Here is a 17,086-nt window from a genome sequence, read left to right as displayed (position 1 = left end):
AACGCCGCATCAGCATCGGCGCGACCTCGCGCAAGAACTGCCTTATTACGGCTACTTCCCAGGTCAAAGCCATGGCCGACATTGTGGCGCAGAATGGCGGGCCGAGATTTCCGGCCCGCGGGCCGAGGGGCGAATCGGCCATTCCCTGCCGTCGCCACACTGCCTCGAAAAGGGCCGCCGGAATAGCGGATTTCGGAGGCCCGGCCGAGCCTGACGGGTCAGACCAGCCAGCCCTTCTCCTCGGCGATCTCGACGGCCTCGGCCCGGGTGCGGGCGCCGAGCTTCTGGATCGCGGCCGACAGGTGGTTGCGTACGGTGCCCGGCGACAGGTAGAGCTCGCGGGCCAGCTCGGCGATGGTGCCGTGCCCGCGCGAGGCGGCGAGGATCTCGGTCTCGCGCGGCGTGAGCGGGGAGGAGCCCTCGCTGAGCGCCTGCACCGCGAGCGCCGGGTCGATCACCCGCTGCCCGGCCGCGACCCGGCGGATGGCGTCCGCCAGCTCGGTGACCGGCGCGTCCTTGAGCAGGAAGCCCGAGGCCCCGGCGGCCAGGGCCGCGTGCAGGTAGCCGGTGCGGCCGAACGTGGTGACGATGATCACCTTGGTCCCGGGCACCGCCTTGGACAGCCTGCGCGCCGCCTCCAGCCCGTCGATGCCCGGCATCTCGATGTCGAGCAGGGCGAGGTCCGGGCGGAACGCCTCGCAGGCGCCCACGACCTCGTCACCGCGTCCGACGTCGCCGACCACCTCGATGTCGGGCTCCATCCCCAGCAGGGTCGCCATGGCGCCGCGGAACATGGTCTGGTCCTCCGCGAGCAGCACGCGGATGGTGGTCATGCGGGTCTCCCTCGGATCGGCGGGGACGCGGTCGGATCGGCGGGACGCAGGGGGCGGGGCGGGGCTGGAGGAGGCGGTGGCGGGTCAGGTGAGGGGGACGCGGACGTGGAGACGGAAGCCGCCGCCCTCCGGGCGTTCGCCGGCGGTGATCGTGCCGCCCAGGGCGGCGGCGCGCTCCGACAGCCCCACGAGCCCGTTGCCCCCGCCCGATCGGCCCGGTCCGTCCGATCCGCCCGGTCCCTCCGATCCGTTCGGTTCGCCCGGGTCTGCGGGGGCCGCGCCGTCGTCGCGGATCTCCACCCCGGCCGAACGCTCGTCCAGGGTCAGCGTGATGGAGCAGGTCCGGGCCCTGCTGTGGCGCAGGACGTTCGTGATGCCCTCCCGTACGGTCCAGGCCAGCAGTCCCTCCACCGGCACCGGCAGGTCCCAGGTGTCCGGCATGGTCACCGCGCACGGGATGTCCACCGAACGGGTCGCCGAGACCGCCCCGGAGATCTCCGCGGCCAGGGTCGGCTGCTTGTAGTTGGTGACCGCCTGCCGCACCTCCGCGAGGGCCCGGCGGACCACCGCGTCGATGTCGGCCAGCTCAGTCTCCGCCCGTCCGGGGTCGACGGCCACGAGCCTCCTGGTCAGCTCGGTCTTCACGGCCACCACCGAGAGGCTGTGGCCGACGAGGTCGTGCAGGTCACGGGCGATGCGGTTGCGCTCCTCGACCACGGCGAGCCGGGCCAGCTCGCGGCGCGTCTCGCGCAGCTCCTCGATCAGGTCGGCGGTCCGCCGGCTCTGGGCGGCGAACAGGCCAGGCAGCAGCACGAACGCCCCCATGACGACCACCACGCTCGGATCGGCGCGATGCGCCAGGGCCAGCAGGCACGCCGCCGCGGTGATGCCCGCCACCTCCTTGCCGCGCAACCTCCAGCCGGCGACCCGGGTCGCCCACGTGGCCAGGACCGCCCAGGGCCAGCCCGCCCACGCCTCCAGCGTCAGCACGGCCGCGACGAGCGCCACGTACCAGTGCCGTTCGGGGCGGGCCTTGGCCAGGCCGCCGAGCGCGACGACGCCGAGCGCCCACGGCACGACGACGACCTGGCTCCACAGCGGGGGCCGCTGGGCGATGTGGAAGAGCACCGCCCACCCGGTGGCCAGCAGCATGAGCAGCGACCGGACGTCGTAGAGCCCGGCGAGCGAGGCTCGCCGGGCCCTCCATCGGCTCCACCGGCTCATCGGGCGTGGGACTCGCGTCGCCACAGGGCCAGGGCCGCGGCCCCGGCGACGAGCGCCCAGGCGCCGAGCACCGCCAGGCCCGTCGCCGCCGGCCCGTGCCCGCCGACGATCGCGAAGCCGGCCTGGGCGAGGTTGTAGGTGGGCAGGTAGTGCCGGACCTGCTCCAGCGCGTACGGCATGGTGCCGGACCCGATGAGGCCGCCCAGCGCGGCCAGCGCGAAGAACACCACCACGATACCGATCTGGGCGCTCTTGCCCTTGAGCGTCAGGCCCAGGGACAGCCCGAGCAGCGCGAACGGCAGCGAGCCGAGCAGCAGCAGGGCGAGCAGCGCGGCCCACCGGCCGGCGGACAGGTGGACGTGTCCCGTGGTCACCGCGGCGATCGTCACGCCGGCGACGCCGGGCACGATCATCAGCACCCCCTGGACGATCTTGCCGGCCAGCCAGTGCCGGTCGGCCAGCGGGGTGACCTTGAGCTGGCGCAGCCAGCCGCGCATCCGGTCCTCGGCGACGCCGCCGCCGGAGCCGATCAGGCCGCCGGCCGTGGCGGCGTACACGGTCATGGCGACCATGGCGAGCGCCGAGTCGGACGTCCGGCCGTAGATCAGGTACAGGCCGACGGGCGTGACGACGAGGAAGAGGAGGTACTTGACATTGCGAAGAGCTCTGAAGACCTCGAACCGCACGAAGCTGAACATTACGCACTCTGCCTTCCGGACGTAAGGGGATCTTGGGGGAGAGGGGCGGGACGGCGGCGTCAGTTCCGCGCCGAGGTGAGCTTGATGAGGGCGTCCTCCAGGTCGGCGCCGGAGACGTGCAGGTCGCGTACGCCGCCGATCGAGGAGTACAGCGCCGCGACGGCGCGGTCGGCGTCGCCGGCCCGGAGGGTGACGTCGTCGCCGTGGACCTCGACCTCCAGCACGCCGGGCAAAGCGAGCAGCCGCGCCGGGTCGGGGGAGTCGAGCACGCACCGGATGGTCCTGGCGCCCGCCATGGCCTTGATGGTGGAGGGCGTGCCGCTGGCGACGACCTTGCCGCCGGCCATCACGATGACCCGGTCGGCGTGGGCGTCGGCCTCCTCCAGGTAGTGGGTGGCGAACACCGTGGTCGTCCCGCTCGCGCGGACCGCGGTCCAGAACGCCCGCCTGGACTCCACGTCCATGGCGACCGTCGGCTCGTCGAGGAAGAGCAGCTCCGGCCGGCCGGCCATGGCGACCGCGAAGCGCACCCGCTGGGCCTGGCCGCCGGACAGCTCGTCGCATCCGCGCCGGGCGAGGGGGGTGAGGCCGGCCAGCTCCAGCACCTCGGCGACCGTGCGCCTGCCGCCGTAGAGCCGGACGGCCAGCGTGACGACGTCGGCGACGGAGGTGTCGGCGGGCAGCCCGCCCGACTGGAGCATCGCGCCGACCCGGCCCTGGGCCACCGCGCGGCCCGGCTCGGTGCCGAGGATGGCGATCGTGCCGCGGTCGGGCTTGGCGAGCCCCAGCATGAGGTCCACGGAGGTGGACTTGCCCGCGCCGTTGGGGCCCAGCAGCGCCACGGTCTCGCCCTGTGCCACGTGGAAGGTGACGTCGTCGAGGGCGCGCACCCGTCCGTAGCTCTTGCTGACTCCGGTGAAGGTCACGGTGTTCGTCATGTCTTCGACGGTAGGTCCGCGATCTTCCCGGGATAAGTGTCCCCGGTCGTGACCTGACCCCTGACGACCGTCACAGGCGTACCCCTGACGTCGGGGATCGGCGCAGGTCAGAAGCGGTGAAGGGGCCGCCCCGGGTGAGGTCCCCGGACGGGGCGGGCGGCCCCTGGGGTCAGCCGAGCGCGGCCCCTGGGGTCAGCCGAGCGCGGCCCCTGGGGTCAGCTGAGCGCGGCCCCTGCGGTCAGCTGAGCGCGGCCCCTGTGGTCAGCCGAGCGCGGCGACGAGGCCCGGCAGGACGGCGGGGTCGTCGAACAGGCCCGTGGCGCCCAGCCCGGACAGGCGCTCCGGCGGCGTGAGCCCACCCGTGAACCCCAGGCAGCGCATGCCCGCCGCCCGCGCGGCCCGCACCCCGAAGGGGCTGTCCTCCACCACCACGCACCGCTCCGGCGGCGTCCCCATGGTGGCGGCGGCGTGCAGGAACAGGTCCGGGGCCGGCTTGCCCCGGGCGACGTCCTCGGCGCTGAAGACGCGGCCGGCGAAGCGCGCGGCCAGCCCGGTCAGCCGCAGGCTGCGCGCGATCTTGGCGTGGCCGCCGTTGGAGGCGACGCACGCGGGCACGGTCAGGCCCTCCAGCGCCTCGGGCATGCCCGGCACCGGGGTCAGCTCGGCCTCCATGGCCGCGTCGTGCTCCTCCGCCAGCCGTTCCCGCCACCCCGGCGGGACGTCCGCGCCCACCTCGCGCCACCAGTGCTCGTCGCTGCACCCGACGAACCTGGCGGCGTACTCGCGCTCGTCGATCTCCCACCCCAGCCGGCGCAGCGCCGCCGTGCCGACGCGGACCGAGATGCGCTCGCTGTCCACCAGCACGCCGTCGCAGTCCAGGATCACCAGCTCGACGGGCACCCCTCCTCCTCTCCCGACAGGGGCCCGTTCACGGGCCCCTTCCCCGGGGCCTTTCACCGGCCCCCGTCATGGCGGTCCCCCCGCCGGAGCTCCGGCGGGGGGACCGTTCCGGTCCGCGTGCGGGATCAGTAGTCGACCTTGAACATGTAGTTGCGCTTGTCCAGGTCGTGGCCGCGCACGGCCTCGTAGTGACGGGCGACCCGGTCCATCAGCACGGCGATCGCCAGCGGCGAGAACTCGCCGCGCAGCTCCGCCGGGATGCCCGGCAGGGTCAGGTTCTTCGTGTCGATGTGGAAGGTCTTCTTGCTGGCGTACGTGTCGAGGAAGCGCTTGGCCCGCTCGGCCATGGGCCGCGACGGGTCCTCGCCGAGCAGGTTGATGACGGCCACGTCGTCGTTGACGACCTCGAACGCGCCCTGGAAGAACTCGCCCGAGTTGAAGCCCGCCGCGTGCTTCCACTGCATCTCCTGCAGGAAGCACATGGCCAGCCCGTACGCCCAGTTGTAGCTGGGGCCGGAGCCGAGGACGTAGGTGATGGGCTCGTCCTTGAGCGTCTCGGCGATGATCCGGGCCCGCTCCTCGTGCTCCTGGGCGGCCGACAGCAGCGCCTCGGGCAGCGCCTCCAGGGCCTGGTCGAGCAGCGCCCAGTCACGCTCGACGCCGCTCTGCCGCATGACGGCGTACGCGGCGAGCTGCAGGAACAGGTCGCTCTGGCCGGTGAAGGCGACGTTGGCCGCCTCGGCCAGCGGGCCGCCGTCCTTGCTCACGATGGCGACGGTCGCCCCGGCGCTGCGGGCGTACTGGGCGGCGGCCACGGTCTCCTTGGTCTTGCCCGTGTAGGAGGCCAGGAAGACCAGCGAACCCTCGCCGAGCCGCTTGGTGCGGCCGGTGTTCAGCTCGTCGCTCTGCAGCTTGTAGACGGGGACGGTGTCCTCGCGCTCCAGCAGGTAGTGGCCGGGGTAGGCGGCGATGAGCGAGCCGCCCGCGCCCACGAAGAACACGTTGCGCAGGCCCTTCGAGACGGCCTCCGCGACGAGCTCCTCCAGCTGGGGGCGCTGGGCGATGGTGTTGCGCGCCTTCTCCGTCAGGTCGGACTCGATGGGCTTGAGCGGCAGCTGGTCGGTCACGATCTCTCCGTTCGCTTCTCAAGAAATTGAGAACGTTCTCAACGATGCGTTGGTAACGTTCTCACTCGAAGTGAGAGCCCGTCAAGAGCCGGATCGGGAAGAAGGCGTGCTGGTAGCGTCAACATGTCAGATGTTGAGACGACCATTCAGATGATGAGACGAAATGCCCTCACGCCCGGAGCCGGAACGCTGGGCCGCCCTGGTTGGCCCAGCGCCCGGGGGTGGGGGAGCGGCCGTCGGGGGGTACGTGGGCGCGACGGCCGTGCTGAGCGTGGTGTGCCCGCTCGCGCTGCCCGAGACTCGCGGCCGAGCGCCGGACGTCGACGGAGCGTCATGAACAGGGGGTCGGCCGGGGGGTGATCCGGCGGGGAGCGGTCAGTGCGGTGAGGGGTCAGGGCGGTGAGAGGCCAGGGTGGGGAGAGGTCAGCCGGCCTCGTAGCCCGGGAACAGCAGCGACAGCTCGCGCGGATGCGCCGCGATCAGCCGCAGCTCGTCGTCGGTCAGCGGGCGGCCGGTCATCGCGTTGCAGAGCTGCACCACGCGGAACGTCAGGTCCTCGTCGCCCACCTCGGCGCCCAGGCCCTCCATGACGTGGCGGAACCCCGCCTTGCCGCCGTACTCGCCGGTCAGCACGACCCGGCCGGCGCGCTCGTGCCAGTCGGCCGGGAACGGGCCGAGCGTCGCCTCGTCGTACAGCTCGTAGTTGCCGTGGTCCTTCAGCGCGCCGTCCGCGTGGATGCCGCTCTCGTGGGCGAATGCGTTGCGTCCCACACCCACCTGGTTGTACGGCAACGGCTGCCCGAACGCGTACGACGCCCACAGCCCGAACCGGCGCGCCCACGACAGGTCGAGCGGATCGCCGATCCCGGCCTCCTCGGCCTCGAGGCCGAACCCGTGCCGGAAGGCGAGGATCGTGGACAGCAGGTCGGCGTTGCCGGAGCGCTCGCCGATGCCGTTCACGCAGGTGTTGACCCACGCGTCCTGGCCGGCCTCCAGGTCGCCGAGGGCGCCGGAGACGGAGTTGGCCACGGCCATCCCGAGGTCGTTGTGGCAGTGCGTCTCGACCGGCATGCCGGTGGCCGAGGCCAGCGCCGCGAACCGCTCGCGGACGCGGCCGGGCGTGTCGCCGCCGATCGTGTCGCAGTACCGTACCCGGTCGGCGCCCGCCTCCTTGGCGGCCAGCGCGAACTCCACCAGGAACCCGATGTCCGTACGCGACCCGTCCTCGGCGTTGACGCCGACCGTCTCGGCGCCCGCGTCCTTGGCGGCGCGGACGGCGGCCGTCATCTCGCGCACGATCGCGTCGCGGTCGAGCCGGCCGCGGAACTTGTTCTGGATCATGTAGTCGGACGTCGAGATGGACAGGTTGTAGTGCCGCAGGCCCAGGGGCGCCGTGCGCTCCACGTCCGCCGCCACGCCCCGGCACCAGCCGGACAGCCGCAGCCCGCCGAACGCTCCGGCCTCGGCCAGCGCCACCTGCGCCCGGACGTACGGGACCTCGTGGAACAGGAAGGGGAAGCCGATCTCGGACTGCGCCACGCCGAGCTTGGCCAGATAGAAGTTGACCATGGTCTTGCCGAACTTGGACAGGCCGGTGCGCGCGGTCTGCACGCCGTCCCGGTTGGTCACGTCGAGGAAGTGAATCTGGGGCATGCCCTCACGTTGACATGGCTGTTCAATGTGTATCAATATTGATTTTCGTCAACATGGATCAGGTGGACGGGTTCCGGAGGGCGCGGGGACGTGGAGTGGATCGACGCCGCCACGGCGGCCGAGCGGCTCGGGGTCAAGCCCGCGACGCTCTACGCGTACGTGAGCCGCGGGCTGCTCACGCGGCGGCACGGCGACGACCGCAGGAGCCTGTTCGACGCCGCCGAGATCGAGCGGCTGGCGCGCCGCGGCCGGCCCCGGGGGCAGCCGCCGGAGCTCGTGGTGGAGTCGGCGGTCACGGCGCTGGGGCTCGACCGGCCGTACTACCGTGGGCGCGACGCGTTCACCCTGGCCACGACGTACGGGTTCGAGGCGGTCGCGGAGTGGCTCTGGACCGGGGACCCCGCCGCCCTGGCGGGGCCGCCGGAGGGCGCCGCGGGGTGGGCGTGCGAGGAGGAGGCGCTGCGGGCCGCGGTGAAGGCGCAGCAGGGGCTCCCCGCCGACCTGCTGCCTCTGGACCGGCTCCAGGTCATCACCACTGTGCTGGGGGCGTCCGACTCGCTGCGCCACCAGCTCGACCCCGCCTCGGTGGCCGCCACCGGCCGCCGCCTCATCGCGGGCCTCGTGGACGCCCTGCCCCGCGCGGACGCCCTGCCCGCCGGGGAGACGCTGCCCGGTGCGGGCGCGCTGCCCCGTGGGGAGGCCCCGCCCCCTGCGAGCGCCCCGCTCCGGGCGGGCGACTCCCTCTCGGGTGGCGTGACGTCGGGCGGCTCCGCGTCGGGTGGGGTGACGGCGGGCGACGGGCCCTCAGGGGGCGGTACCCCGGGAGACCGGGTCGCGGAGGACGGCGGGGCGGTGGCTGAGCGGCTTTGGGCGCGGCTGTGTCCGCGTCCCGCCACGCCCGGCCTGCTCGCCGCCCTGGAGGCCGCCCTCGTCCTGCTCGCCGACCACGAGCTGGCCGCCTCCACCCTGGCCGCGCGGGTGGCCGCCTCCGCCCGCGCCGACCCGTACGCGGTCGTGCTCACCGGCCTCGGCGTCCTCGGCGGCCCGCTGCACGGCGGAGCCTCGTACGGCGCGGAACGCCTGCTCGCCGAGGTGACCGAGCCCGGGCGCGCGGCGCGCGTGATCGCCGACCGGGTGCGGCGCGGCGAGCGCATCCCCGGATTCGGGCACAGCGTCTACAAGAACGGCGACGCCCGCGGCGAGCTGCTCCTCGCACTCGTACGGGAGGCGGCGCCCGGCCATGAGCGGCTCGCCGCCACGCAGGCCGTCCTGGAGGAGGCTCGCAGGCGCCGGCTCCCCGAGCGGAACCTCGACTTCGCCCTGGCCGCCCTCACCACCGTCGCCGGGATGGTGCCGGGCGCCGGAGAGGCGATCTTCGCGGTGGCCAGGACCGCCGGCTGGCTGGCGCACGCCATGGAGGAGTACGAACGCGGCTCCCTCCTACGGCTGCGCGCCTCGTACACGGGCCCGCCCCCCGAGCGCGCCACCGACGACCCGGCGGCCCCCTGAACCCGTCACCCCACCCAGCCCCCGGGCACGCGTCACGACGGGAGGGCGGCGCGTCACCTCATGTGGTCGGCCATGACCCGCCGCATGTCCGAGGCGGCCCGCATCGTGCCCCGGACGGTGCCGGTGACCTTGGAACGGCCCGCTCTGCGCAGGTAGTCCACCTCCACCTCCGCGATCCGCCAGCCGGAGGCCGCCGCGCGCAGCACCATCTCCAGCGGGTAGCCGAACCTGCGGTCGGTCAGCCCGAGCGCCAGCAGCTCGGACCGCCGGGCGGCCCGCATGGGGCCGAGGTCGTGCAGCGGCGCCCCGGTGCGGCGGCGCAGGCCGCGGGCGAGGACGGCGTTGCCGAGCCGGGCATGCCACGGCCAGGCGCCCGCGGCGCGCGGCCGGCGGGCGCCGAGCACCAGGTCGGCGCGGCCTCCCAGGACGGGTTCGGCGACTGCCGGGAGCTGGCGGGGGTCGAGGGAGGCGTCGGCGTCCATGAAGCAGACCACCTCCGCGCCCGCGGCCAGCAGCCCCGCGTGGCAGGCGGCGCCGAAGCCACGGCGTGGCTCGTCGACCACCCGGGCGCCGAGGTCGCGGGCGATCTCGGCCGAGCGGTCGGTGGAGCCGTTGTCCACCACCACGGCGCGGTAGCCGTCGGGCATGCGCCCGAGCACCCAGCCGAGCGCGGCCTCCTCGTTCAGGCAGGGCAGGATCACCTCGACGGTCATGACCACGCGAACTCCTTCATGCCCGCCTCGAACCCGATCTCGGCGTGGAAGCCGAGCTCGCGGCCCGCCCGCTCGGGTGAGGCGACGATGTGGCGGACGTCCCCGAGCCGGTAGCCGCCGGTGATCCGCGGAGCCGGCCCGCCACGCTCGGCGGCCAGCGCGGCGGCCATCTCGCCGACGGTGTGCGGGGTGCCGCTGGCGATGTTGTAGGCGCGCGCCTCGCCGGGGCGCGGGGGCGCCAGGGCGGCCGCCAGGTTCGCCCGGGCGACGTCGCGCACGTGGACGAAGTCGCGCGTCTGAGCGCCGTCCTCGAAGACCTTCGGCGGGCGTCCCGCCTCCAGCTCGGAGCGGAAGATCGCGGCGACGCCGGCGTAGGGGGTGTCGCGGGGCATCCGGGGGCCGTAGACGTTGTGGTACCGCAGCGCGACGACGCTTCCGGAGGTCTCCCGCGCCCAGTTGGCGGCCAGGTGCTCCTGGGCGAGCTTGCTGGTGGCGTAGGCGTTGCGCGGGTCGAGCGGCGCGTCCTCGGCGATGGTGGCGCGGCGGACCGGCCTGCCGCAGCCGGGACAGACGGGGTCGAACCGGCCCTCCTCCAGGTCCCGTCTCGTACGCGGGCCCGGTCGCACCGGGCCGTGCCCGGGACACTCGTAGGAGCCTTCGCCGTAGACCACCATCGAGGAGGCCAGCACCAGCCGCTCGACCCGATGGCGGGCCATGGCCGCCAGCAGCACGGCCGTGCCGTACACGTTGGCCGAGGCGTAGTCCGGCAGGTCGGAGACGTCCACGCCGAGACCCACCTTGGCGGCCTGGTGCACCACGAGGTCCACCCCCGGCAGCAGCCGGTCCAGCGTCGCGCCGTCGCGCACGTCGGCGCCGGTGCGCAGATCGAGGCCGGTGACCTCGTGCCCGTCGGCCGCGAACGCCTCGGCCACGTGACCGCCGACGAATCCGGCCGAGCCGGTGACCATCACTCTCACCCCGCCGACGCTAGCCCCGCGCGCGGCCCGACCGGGGCGACGTTCGCACTTCGTAAGAGTTCTTGTGAAGTGCGAACGTCTCGCGCTCCGGCGGCCAGGAACCGCCTCCGAGATGTGAGGCTGCCTGCGTGATGCTCATCGTCGTGCTCGTGGGCCTGGCCCTCGCCGTGGTGCGGACGGTGGCCGGGGCGCCCGGTCTGGGGTGGTACCTGCTCACCTGGGCGCTGTTCGCCGTGGCGGTGTGGCTGGCACGCCGGGAGCCGGACAGGCGGCTGGCCGTCCTGGTCGTCGCCGGCGGCGTCGTGATGGCCACGGCGGGGCTGTCGGCGCAGCCGAGCAGCAGCACCGACTCCTTCCGGTACGCCTGGGACGGGCGGGTGCAGGCGGCGGGCGTCTCCCCGTACGACCACCCACCGGCCGACCCGGCGCTCGCCGGGCTACGCGACGGCTGGCTCTTCCCGTCCGAGTGCGCGGCCCGCGACCGGTGGCCGCTGCCCGACGGGGGATGCACCAGGATCAACCGTCCCACCGTGCCCACCATCTACCCGCCGGTCGCCCAGGGCTACTTCCTCCTGGTCCACTGGCTGTCGCCGGACGGCGCCCGGCACAAGGTCCTGCAGCTCGGCGGCTGGGTGATGGCCGTCGCCGTGCTGCTCGCACTGTGCGGGTGGAACGTCCGGACGGCCGCGTACTGGGCGTGGTGCCCCGCCGTACCCGTCGAGGCCGTGAACAACGCGCACGTGGACATGCTCGCCGTGCTGCTGGTCGTGCTCGCCATGCGCGCGGGGCGCGGGCGGGGGGCGCTGCTGGGCGCCGCCGTGGCGGCCAAGCTGCTGCCCGTCGTGACGCTGCCCGGCGCGCTGTCGGGAGTCCTGGCGAACGGAGCGGACCGGCGACGCATCGTCAGGACACTGGTGCCGGCCGCCCTGGTCGTGGTGCTCGCCTACCTGCCCTACGTGCTGCTCTCGCGGGCGCCCGTCGTCGGCTACCTGCCGGGCTACCTCCAGGAGGAGCGTTACGGGAGCCCCGCCGACGGCCACCGCTACGCCCTGGTGCGGTTGGTGCTGCCGGACTCCTGGGCGCCCTACGCCGCGATCGCGCTGCTCGCGCTGGTCGCTCTGTTCGTCCTGCGCCACGGCGATCCCGACCGGCCGTGGCGCGGCGCGCTGATCGTCACCGGGTCGCTGCTGCTCCTCCTCACGCCGGGTTACTCCTGGTACGCGCTGCCGGTCGTCGCGCTGGCCGCGATGGACGGCCGGTGGGAGTGGCTGGGGGTGGCGCTGGCGGGCGGGGTCGCCTACGTCGCGGGACCGATGGCGTCCACCAGCCCGGCGACCGCCTTCTACCTGGCGGCGGCACTGGCCGTGCCGGCCGGCTGGGCCGTACGCCGGCGGGCACGGGCGTCCCACGCGACACACCCGCAGACCCACGGGACGCACCCGCAGACCCAGGCGACGCACCCGCAGACCCACCGGACACACCCGCAGACCCAGGCGACGCAGCCGCAGGCCCACGCGACCGGGCCGCCTTCCCACGAGACCGGGCCGCCCACCCACGAGACCGGGCCGCCCACCCACGAGACCAGACTGCCATCCCATGAGACCGGCGCCGCCCTCCCACGCCCAGGAGATCGAGGGCCGGGCGCGCACGATGCGGGAGCGCGCCGATGACCTCCGGTAAGCGATCACGTACGTCCCCCTTGTCGGCCTCCGTCACGGAAGGACCACGCATGCCGCCCAGCGGTTCGGCGCAAATCCTGATCATCGCCAAGGAGCCGGTGGCGGGGCGGGTCAAGACCCGGCTGACGCCGCCGTTCACCCCGGCCGAGGCCGCCGCGCTCGCCGAGGCCGCCCTCCGCGACAGCCTGCGCGCGGTGTCCGCCACGCCCGCCACCCAGCGGCTGCTCGCCCTGGACGGGCTGCCGGGCGGCTGGCTGCCCGCCGGCTTCGCGGTCATCCCCCAGCGTGGCGCGAGCCTGGACGAGCGTCTTGCGGCGGCGTTCTCGGACGCCCACCGGCTCCGGCCGGACCCCGTCGTACTGATCGGCATGGACACCCCGCAGGTGACCCCGGCCCTGCTCGGCGAGGCCGTCGCCGCGCTTGAGGGCCACGACGCGGTCTACGGGCCGGCGGCCGACGGCGGCTTCTGGCTGCTCGGCCTGCGCAGGCCGGATCCCGCTCTGGTGCTGGGCGTACCGATGTCGCACCCGGAGACCGGCAAGCTCCAGCTCGACCGGCTGGACCGCGCCGGGCTGGCCGTTCACCTGCTGCCCGAACTGACCGACGTCGACACCGCGGCCGACGCCGCCACCGTGGCCGCCCACGCGCCGCACACCCACTTCGCCGCCACGCTCCGGGAGCTCGACCGATGATGGGGGAGCTGTACGCCGACGCGCTCGGCGGGGTGCGGGCCGAGCTGGAGTACGTGGACGGCACGCGCGTCGCGCTGGACACCGCGCGCTGGTTCGACCTGATCGACGGCGACGAGACGCTGCTGGAGCGGTGCGCCAGCCCGACGCTCGACATCGGCTCCGGCCCCGGCCGGCTCACCGTCGAGCTGGCCCGCCGCGGCGTGCGGGCGCTCGGCATCGACATCACGCCCCGTGCCGTCGCGCTGACCCGCCGGGCGGGCGGCTTCGCCCTGCTCCGCGACGTCTTCGACGAGGTTCCGGGCAGCGGCCGGTGGACGACGGCGCTGCTGGCCGATGGCAACATCGGCATCGGCGGCCACCCGGAGGCGCTCCTGCGCCGGGTCGGGCAGCTGATCCGCCCGGGCGGCGCCGTCCTGGCCGAGCTCGCGCCGCCCGACGCGACCAGCCGCGTGGACCGGGTACGGCTGCGCCGCGGCCCGCTCGCCGGCGACTGGTTCGGCTGGGCGACCGTGTCCACGAGCGACATCCGGCGGCTCGCCCACGCCGCCGGTTTCCGGCAGGTGGAGCACTGGACGGCACACGGCCGGTGGCTGGCACGCCTCAGCCGCTAGCCCCGGCCGACGCTCCTGAGCCGCAGGCCCACGCACCTGAGCCGCCGGCCGACGCGCCTCAGCCGCCGGCGCCGGCCGACGCGCCTCTGCCGCCGGCGCCGGTCGACATGCCTCAGCCGCCGGCGCCGGCCGGTGCGCCTGAGTCGTCGGGCGCCGCCGCGGCCGGGGTCCTGTCCACGTACGCGGCCAGCGCCCGTACCCGCTCGGCGTGCTGGTCGTGCCCCACGATCACCGGCGGCTCGTTGTACGGCATCGCATCCGACGACCGGCGCAGCTTGATGTACTGCCCGCACGCGTCGATCGCGTACGGCTCCATGTCGTCCTGCAGCGCCCCGATCACCGTGATCCCGTACGTCTCGCCGATGCGCCGGAACAGCGCCACCGCCTCCCGCCGGTGCTCCTTGCCCAGGTTGCGGCCCAGCTCGTCCAGCACCAGGCACAGGTGGCCGCCGCCGGACGAGGCGATCGCCGCCGCGCACACCAGCTTGACCGCCTTCTCGTCCATCAGCGCGGTGTTGGCCCGCCGGTTGTAGGGCACGAACCCCTGCCCCTCGCCGCGCCGCCACTTCGGCGTCACCCGCCACTGCCAGCGCTGCTCCGGGTCGGCCGGCGCGGGCGGCACCGGGAACTCCAGCGTCGCGCCGTAGCCGCCGTACGAGGTGTCGAGCTTCTCGAACTCCTCCGCCACGCGGGTGAGCCGCGCCTTGATCGCCGCGCTGAGCGCCGCCCGGTGGACGGCCGTCGACTGCGCCGCCTCCTCCGCGCCCTTGTCGGCCGCCGCCAGGTCGCGCTGCCGCGACACGAGCTGCGCCTCGATCTGCCGCCGCTGGTGCTTCTCGTACTCCTCCTGCCCGCGCAGGTAGGACGCGAGCGCCCCGCACACCGCCGCGAACGTCGCCTGCTCGCGCGCCGTGCTCCCGCCGCGCTCCGACAGCAGGAACGCCAGCTCCTCGGGGATCTCGGCGTCCTCCTCCGGGAACGTGTCGCGCAACGCCTGGTCGAAGTGGCGCTCGGCGATCCGCCACCACTCCTCGGCGGTGCGCGGCCGTTCCTCCTCGGGCAGCGCCCGCAGCCACTCGCGGGCCGTCTCGGCGGGGCCGCCCCAGTCGGCCGCCAGCACGGCCAGCTTCAACGCCTCCCGGTCGGCGCCGACGCGGGTCTCCTGCTCGCGCGCCTGGACGCGCTCGGCCTCGTGCCGCTGCCGCCGGCCCTCCAGCCGTTCGATCTCCATGTCCCGGGTACGGGCCCGGAAGTCGAGCCCGGCGGCCTGACGCTCGGCCTCGGCCACGGCCGGGACCACCTCCTCCAGCGCACCGGCCAGCTCCTCCAGCCGCGCCCGCCGCTCGGCCAGCCGTTCCTCCACCTCGGCGAGCCGCACCCCCGCCCGCGCGCCGTCGAGCCGGCGCTGCGCCTCGGCGACGGCCTCCTCCTCGTCGTGTACGGCCTGCGCCGCGGTCTCCTGCGCGTCGCGGGCCCGGTTCAGGCGCTGCTCGGCGGCCTTGATGCGCGCCTCGCGCCCGGTCGCCACCCCGTCGAACGCCCCCACGACGCTCACCCCGGCCGCGCTGACCAGCACCGACCCGGGCAGGTCGCGCAGCGCCCGGGCCGCCTCGTCCAGCCGTCCGGCGTCGACGATCACCGCGTGCTCGTGCGGCCAGCCGCGCAGCCCGCCCAGGCTCAGCCCCGGGGCGCGGGACTGGTCGCGCGCCTGCTCGGCCACGTCCAGCGCGTCCAGCAGGCCGGTGGCGGGAAGACCGTTCGCGGCCAGGGCGTTGAGCTGCGCCGCGGCCGGGCCGCCCTCGGCGTCGTCCAGGGCCGCCTGGGCGGAGGCCACCTCCCGGTCGGCGACGCCGAGCGCCTTCAACGCCTCGTTCAGCCGCAGCCGGGCCTCGCGCAGCTCCCCCTCGGCCGCCGGGACGTCCCGGCCGTCGGCGAACCGGCGAGCCTCCTCCAGCTCCGGGATCCGGCCGCGCAGCTCGTCGGCGGAGTTCTCGGCCACGGCCCGGTCGGCCTCCAGCTTGGCGGCCCGCGCCTGGAGCGCCGCCAGCTCCCGCCGCGCCTCGGTGACGCGCCGGTCCAGCGTGTCGTCCTTCAACGTGGCGATCTCGGCCTTGACCATGGCGATCGCCTCGGCCGCCGCCTCGTTCGCCGCCCGGTGCGCGGCGAGCTCCTCGGCCAGCGCCTCGTCCTTGGCCGCCGCGTCGGCCAGCTTGCGCGCCTGCCTGCCGCGCCAGCACCGCAGCGCCTCGGCCAGCCGCACCCGCGCCTGGTCGCGACGGTCGAACGTGGTCAGCAGCGCCTTCGACTCCGCCTCGAACTCGGCCAGCCGCTCGCCGGCCTGCGCCGCGCGCACCCGCTTGGCGTGCTCGTCGCGGCGTGCCTCGCGCTCCTGCTCCAGCTCGGCGTCGAGCCCGGTCAGCGCCGCGATCGCCTCGAACACCCGCTCCGGGGAGATCTCGTTGAGCGGCTGGGACAGCAGGTTCGTGGCCACCTTGCTGCGGACGGAGGTGGACAGGAACGACACGCAGCGGACACGGTCGCCGTAAAGGACCTTGGTGAGGTCGCGCGCCACCACGTCGCGCCGCCCGGCGGAGCGGGGGAGCGACGCCCAGATCTCGTCGGCCCGCGCGACCCGCTCCGCCTCGGACGCGGCGGACGCCAGGTGGACGCCGTCACGCCAGCGGATCTCCAGGTGCGGCGCCTCCTGGTTGACGCGCAGCCACACGGTCATGGCGCCGCCGGAGGTGTCGGGGACGGCGAAGAGCTCCCCGCTCTCCAGCGGTTCACCGCCGTCTCCCGCGGCACCCCCGCCGTCTCCCGCGGCCCCGGCGCCGCGGGCGCCTCGACCGACCTCGAACCCTTCCGCGCCCGCGCTCGCTGCACCCCGGTTTTCCGTGCCCGCGCTTGCTGCACCCCGGCTTTCCGCGCCTGGAGCTCCCGCGCTGTGGGCTTCCTCGTTCGGGGCCGCCGCGTCGAGAGCTTCCGCGCCGGGGCGGGGCTCACCTGCGCCGGTGACCGCCGTCGCCCTGGACTGCAGGACGCGCGCCAGATCACCCGTACGCACCTCGGGCGGGCCGAAGACCCCCACGATGTAGCCGTGGTCGGCGCTCGCCCACTGCCGCCCGCCCGCCCCGCTGGCCAGCTCCGCGTTGAACAGCAGCTCCGACACGGCCTTGGCGCCCGAGGCGAACCTCCACTGCTCGTCGCCCAGCAGCGCCGTGATCGACGCGATGAACGACGACTTGCCGGCTCCGTTGGAGTCCTTGGGACCCGCGCCGGCGACGACGATGAGCGTGCCCGGGACGGTCGGCACCGGATGGGTCGAGAGCCGCGAGATGTTGACCGCCTGCACGGCGATCAGCACCCGGTCCCCGACCACGTTCTCCACCTGCGACACTCGAACTCCCGCCACCCTTCCTGCGCGCTCACGCCATCCACTGACCCGGCTCGCCGCCGGACAGCCTCGTACCTGTCCACCACCCGCACGGCCCTGAGGCCGCGCGGTCCCGCCTCACCCACGCGATCCGAAAGC

General features: G+C 74.6%; 14 protein-coding genes. 4 read left to right on the top strand and 10 right to left on the bottom strand.

Annotation, left to right across the window (positions count from 1 at the left end; genetic code table 11):
* Positions 1–218: 218 nt before the first annotated feature.
* The 7 genes from HT134_RS28575 to HT134_RS28545 all read right to left on the bottom strand — a co-directional run bounded on the left by HT134_RS28575 (position 219) and on the right by HT134_RS28545 (position 7,373).
* A complete protein-coding gene (locus HT134_RS28575) occupies positions 219–833 on the bottom strand; it encodes a response regulator transcription factor (RefSeq protein WP_175603566.1) in 615 nt (204 codons plus the stop codon).
* Between the two features lie 84 nt (positions 834–917).
* Positions 918–2,057 (bottom strand): sensor histidine kinase, encoded by a 1,140-nt coding sequence (locus tag HT134_RS28570; RefSeq protein WP_175603565.1) that lies wholly within the window; start codon positions 2,055–2,057, stop codon positions 918–920.
* Complete coding sequence (locus HT134_RS28565; RefSeq protein ID WP_175603564.1) at positions 2,054–2,755, bottom strand: ABC transporter permease; 702 nt, start codon at positions 2,753–2,755, stop codon at positions 2,054–2,056. The genes HT134_RS28570 and HT134_RS28565 overlap by 4 nt, the downstream gene beginning before the upstream one ends.
* Positions 2,756–2,814: 59 nt before the next feature.
* Positions 2,815–3,693, bottom strand: a complete 879-nt coding sequence (locus HT134_RS28560) for an ABC transporter ATP-binding protein (RefSeq protein WP_175603563.1) — start codon at positions 3,691–3,693, stop codon at positions 2,815–2,817.
* Between the two features lie 261 nt (positions 3,694–3,954).
* The gene (locus HT134_RS28555; protein ID WP_175603562.1) at positions 3,955–4,593 is read right to left on the bottom strand and encodes an HAD family hydrolase; all 639 of its coding nucleotides are present in this window, start codon (positions 4,591–4,593) and stop codon (positions 3,955–3,957) included.
* Between the two features lie 125 nt (positions 4,594–4,718).
* Complete coding sequence (locus tag HT134_RS28550) at positions 4,719–5,720, bottom strand: SIS domain-containing protein (protein WP_175603561.1); 1,002 nt, start codon at positions 5,718–5,720, stop codon at positions 4,719–4,721.
* A gap of 423 nt (positions 5,721–6,143) precedes the next feature.
* Positions 6,144–7,373 (bottom strand): LeuA family protein, encoded by a 1,230-nt coding sequence (locus HT134_RS28545; RefSeq protein ID WP_175603560.1) that lies wholly within the window; start codon positions 7,371–7,373, stop codon positions 6,144–6,146.
* A gap of 90 nt (positions 7,374–7,463) precedes the next feature.
* On the opposite strand from HT134_RS28545, the gene HT134_RS28540 reads away from it, so the two are divergent.
* Positions 7,464–8,882 (top strand): citrate/2-methylcitrate synthase, encoded by a 1,419-nt coding sequence (locus tag HT134_RS28540; protein WP_312888507.1) that lies wholly within the window; start codon positions 7,464–7,466, stop codon positions 8,880–8,882.
* A 53-nt stretch (positions 8,883–8,935) separates the two neighbouring features.
* Here HT134_RS28540 and HT134_RS28535 read toward each other — a convergent pair whose 3' ends face one another.
* Entirely contained in the window at positions 8,936–9,595 is a 660-nt protein-coding gene (locus tag HT134_RS28535) for a glycosyltransferase family 2 protein (protein WP_175603559.1), read from the bottom strand.
* Positions 9,592–10,563 (bottom strand): NAD-dependent epimerase/dehydratase family protein, encoded by a 972-nt coding sequence (locus HT134_RS28530; protein WP_217708531.1) that lies wholly within the window; start codon positions 10,561–10,563, stop codon positions 9,592–9,594. The genes HT134_RS28535 and HT134_RS28530 overlap by 4 nt, the downstream gene beginning before the upstream one ends.
* A gap of 140 nt (positions 10,564–10,703) precedes the next feature.
* On the opposite strand from HT134_RS28530, the gene HT134_RS28525 reads away from it, so the two are divergent.
* From HT134_RS28525 to HT134_RS28515, 3 genes are read left to right on the top strand one after another with little or no spacing between them, the layout of a single operon-like run.
* Complete coding sequence (locus HT134_RS28525; RefSeq protein WP_175603801.1) at positions 10,704–12,242, top strand: glycosyltransferase 87 family protein; 1,539 nt, start codon at positions 10,704–10,706, stop codon at positions 12,240–12,242.
* 59 nt (positions 12,243–12,301) lie between these two features.
* Complete coding sequence (locus HT134_RS28520; RefSeq protein ID WP_175603557.1) at positions 12,302–12,943, top strand: TIGR04282 family arsenosugar biosynthesis glycosyltransferase; 642 nt, start codon at positions 12,302–12,304, stop codon at positions 12,941–12,943.
* Positions 12,940–13,554 carry a class I SAM-dependent methyltransferase gene (locus tag HT134_RS28515; protein WP_175603556.1) on the top strand — a complete coding sequence of 205 codons (615 nt, stop codon included), beginning with the start codon at positions 12,940–12,942 and terminating at the stop codon, positions 13,552–13,554. The genes HT134_RS28520 and HT134_RS28515 overlap by 4 nt, the downstream gene beginning before the upstream one ends.
* 112 nt (positions 13,555–13,666) lie before the next feature.
* Here the strand turns inward: HT134_RS28515 and HT134_RS28510 are convergent, their stop codons facing one another.
* Positions 13,667–16,966, bottom strand: coding sequence for a chromosome partitioning protein ParA (locus HT134_RS28510; RefSeq protein WP_312888505.1), 3,300 nt, complete (start codon positions 16,964–16,966; stop codon positions 13,667–13,669).
* Positions 16,967–17,086 lie beyond the last annotated feature (120 nt).

Origin of the sequence: Nonomuraea rhodomycinica, from assembly GCF_013363995.1 — a bacterium.
GTDB lineage: Bacteria > Actinomycetota > Actinomycetes > Streptosporangiales > Streptosporangiaceae > Nonomuraea > Nonomuraea rhodomycinica.
The sequence above is the reverse complement of the archived record's forward strand: the minus strand, read 5'-3'. Positions and strand labels throughout refer to the sequence as shown.

Coding starts and splice junctions, on each gene's coding strand:
- HT134_RS28575 (WP_175603566.1), bottom strand. CDS start 833: ATGACCACCATCCGCGTGCTGCTCGCGGAGGACCAGACCATGTTCCGC.
- HT134_RS28570 (WP_175603565.1), bottom strand. CDS start 2,057: ATGAGCCGGTGGAGCCGATGGAGGGCCCGGCGAGCCTCGCTCGCCGGG.
- HT134_RS28565 (WP_175603564.1), bottom strand. CDS start 2,755: ATGTTCAGCTTCGTGCGGTTCGAGGTCTTCAGAGCTCTTCGCAATGTC.
- HT134_RS28560 (WP_175603563.1), bottom strand. CDS start 3,693: ATGACGAACACCGTGACCTTCACCGGAGTCAGCAAGAGCTACGGACGG.
- HT134_RS28545 (WP_175603560.1), bottom strand. CDS start 7,373: ATGCCCCAGATTCACTTCCTCGACGTGACCAACCGGGACGGCGTGCAG.
- HT134_RS28535 (WP_175603559.1), bottom strand. CDS start 9,595: ATGACCGTCGAGGTGATCCTGCCCTGCCTGAACGAGGAGGCCGCGCTC.
- HT134_RS28530 (WP_217708531.1), bottom strand. CDS start 10,563: ATGGTCACCGGCTCGGCCGGATTCGTCGGCGGTCACGTGGCCGAGGCG.
- HT134_RS28525 (WP_175603801.1), top strand. CDS start 10,704: ATGCTCATCGTCGTGCTCGTGGGCCTGGCCCTCGCCGTGGTGCGGACG.
- HT134_RS28520 (WP_175603557.1), top strand. CDS start 12,302: ATGCCGCCCAGCGGTTCGGCGCAAATCCTGATCATCGCCAAGGAGCCG.
- HT134_RS28515 (WP_175603556.1), top strand. CDS start 12,940: ATGATGGGGGAGCTGTACGCCGACGCGCTCGGCGGGGTGCGGGCCGAG.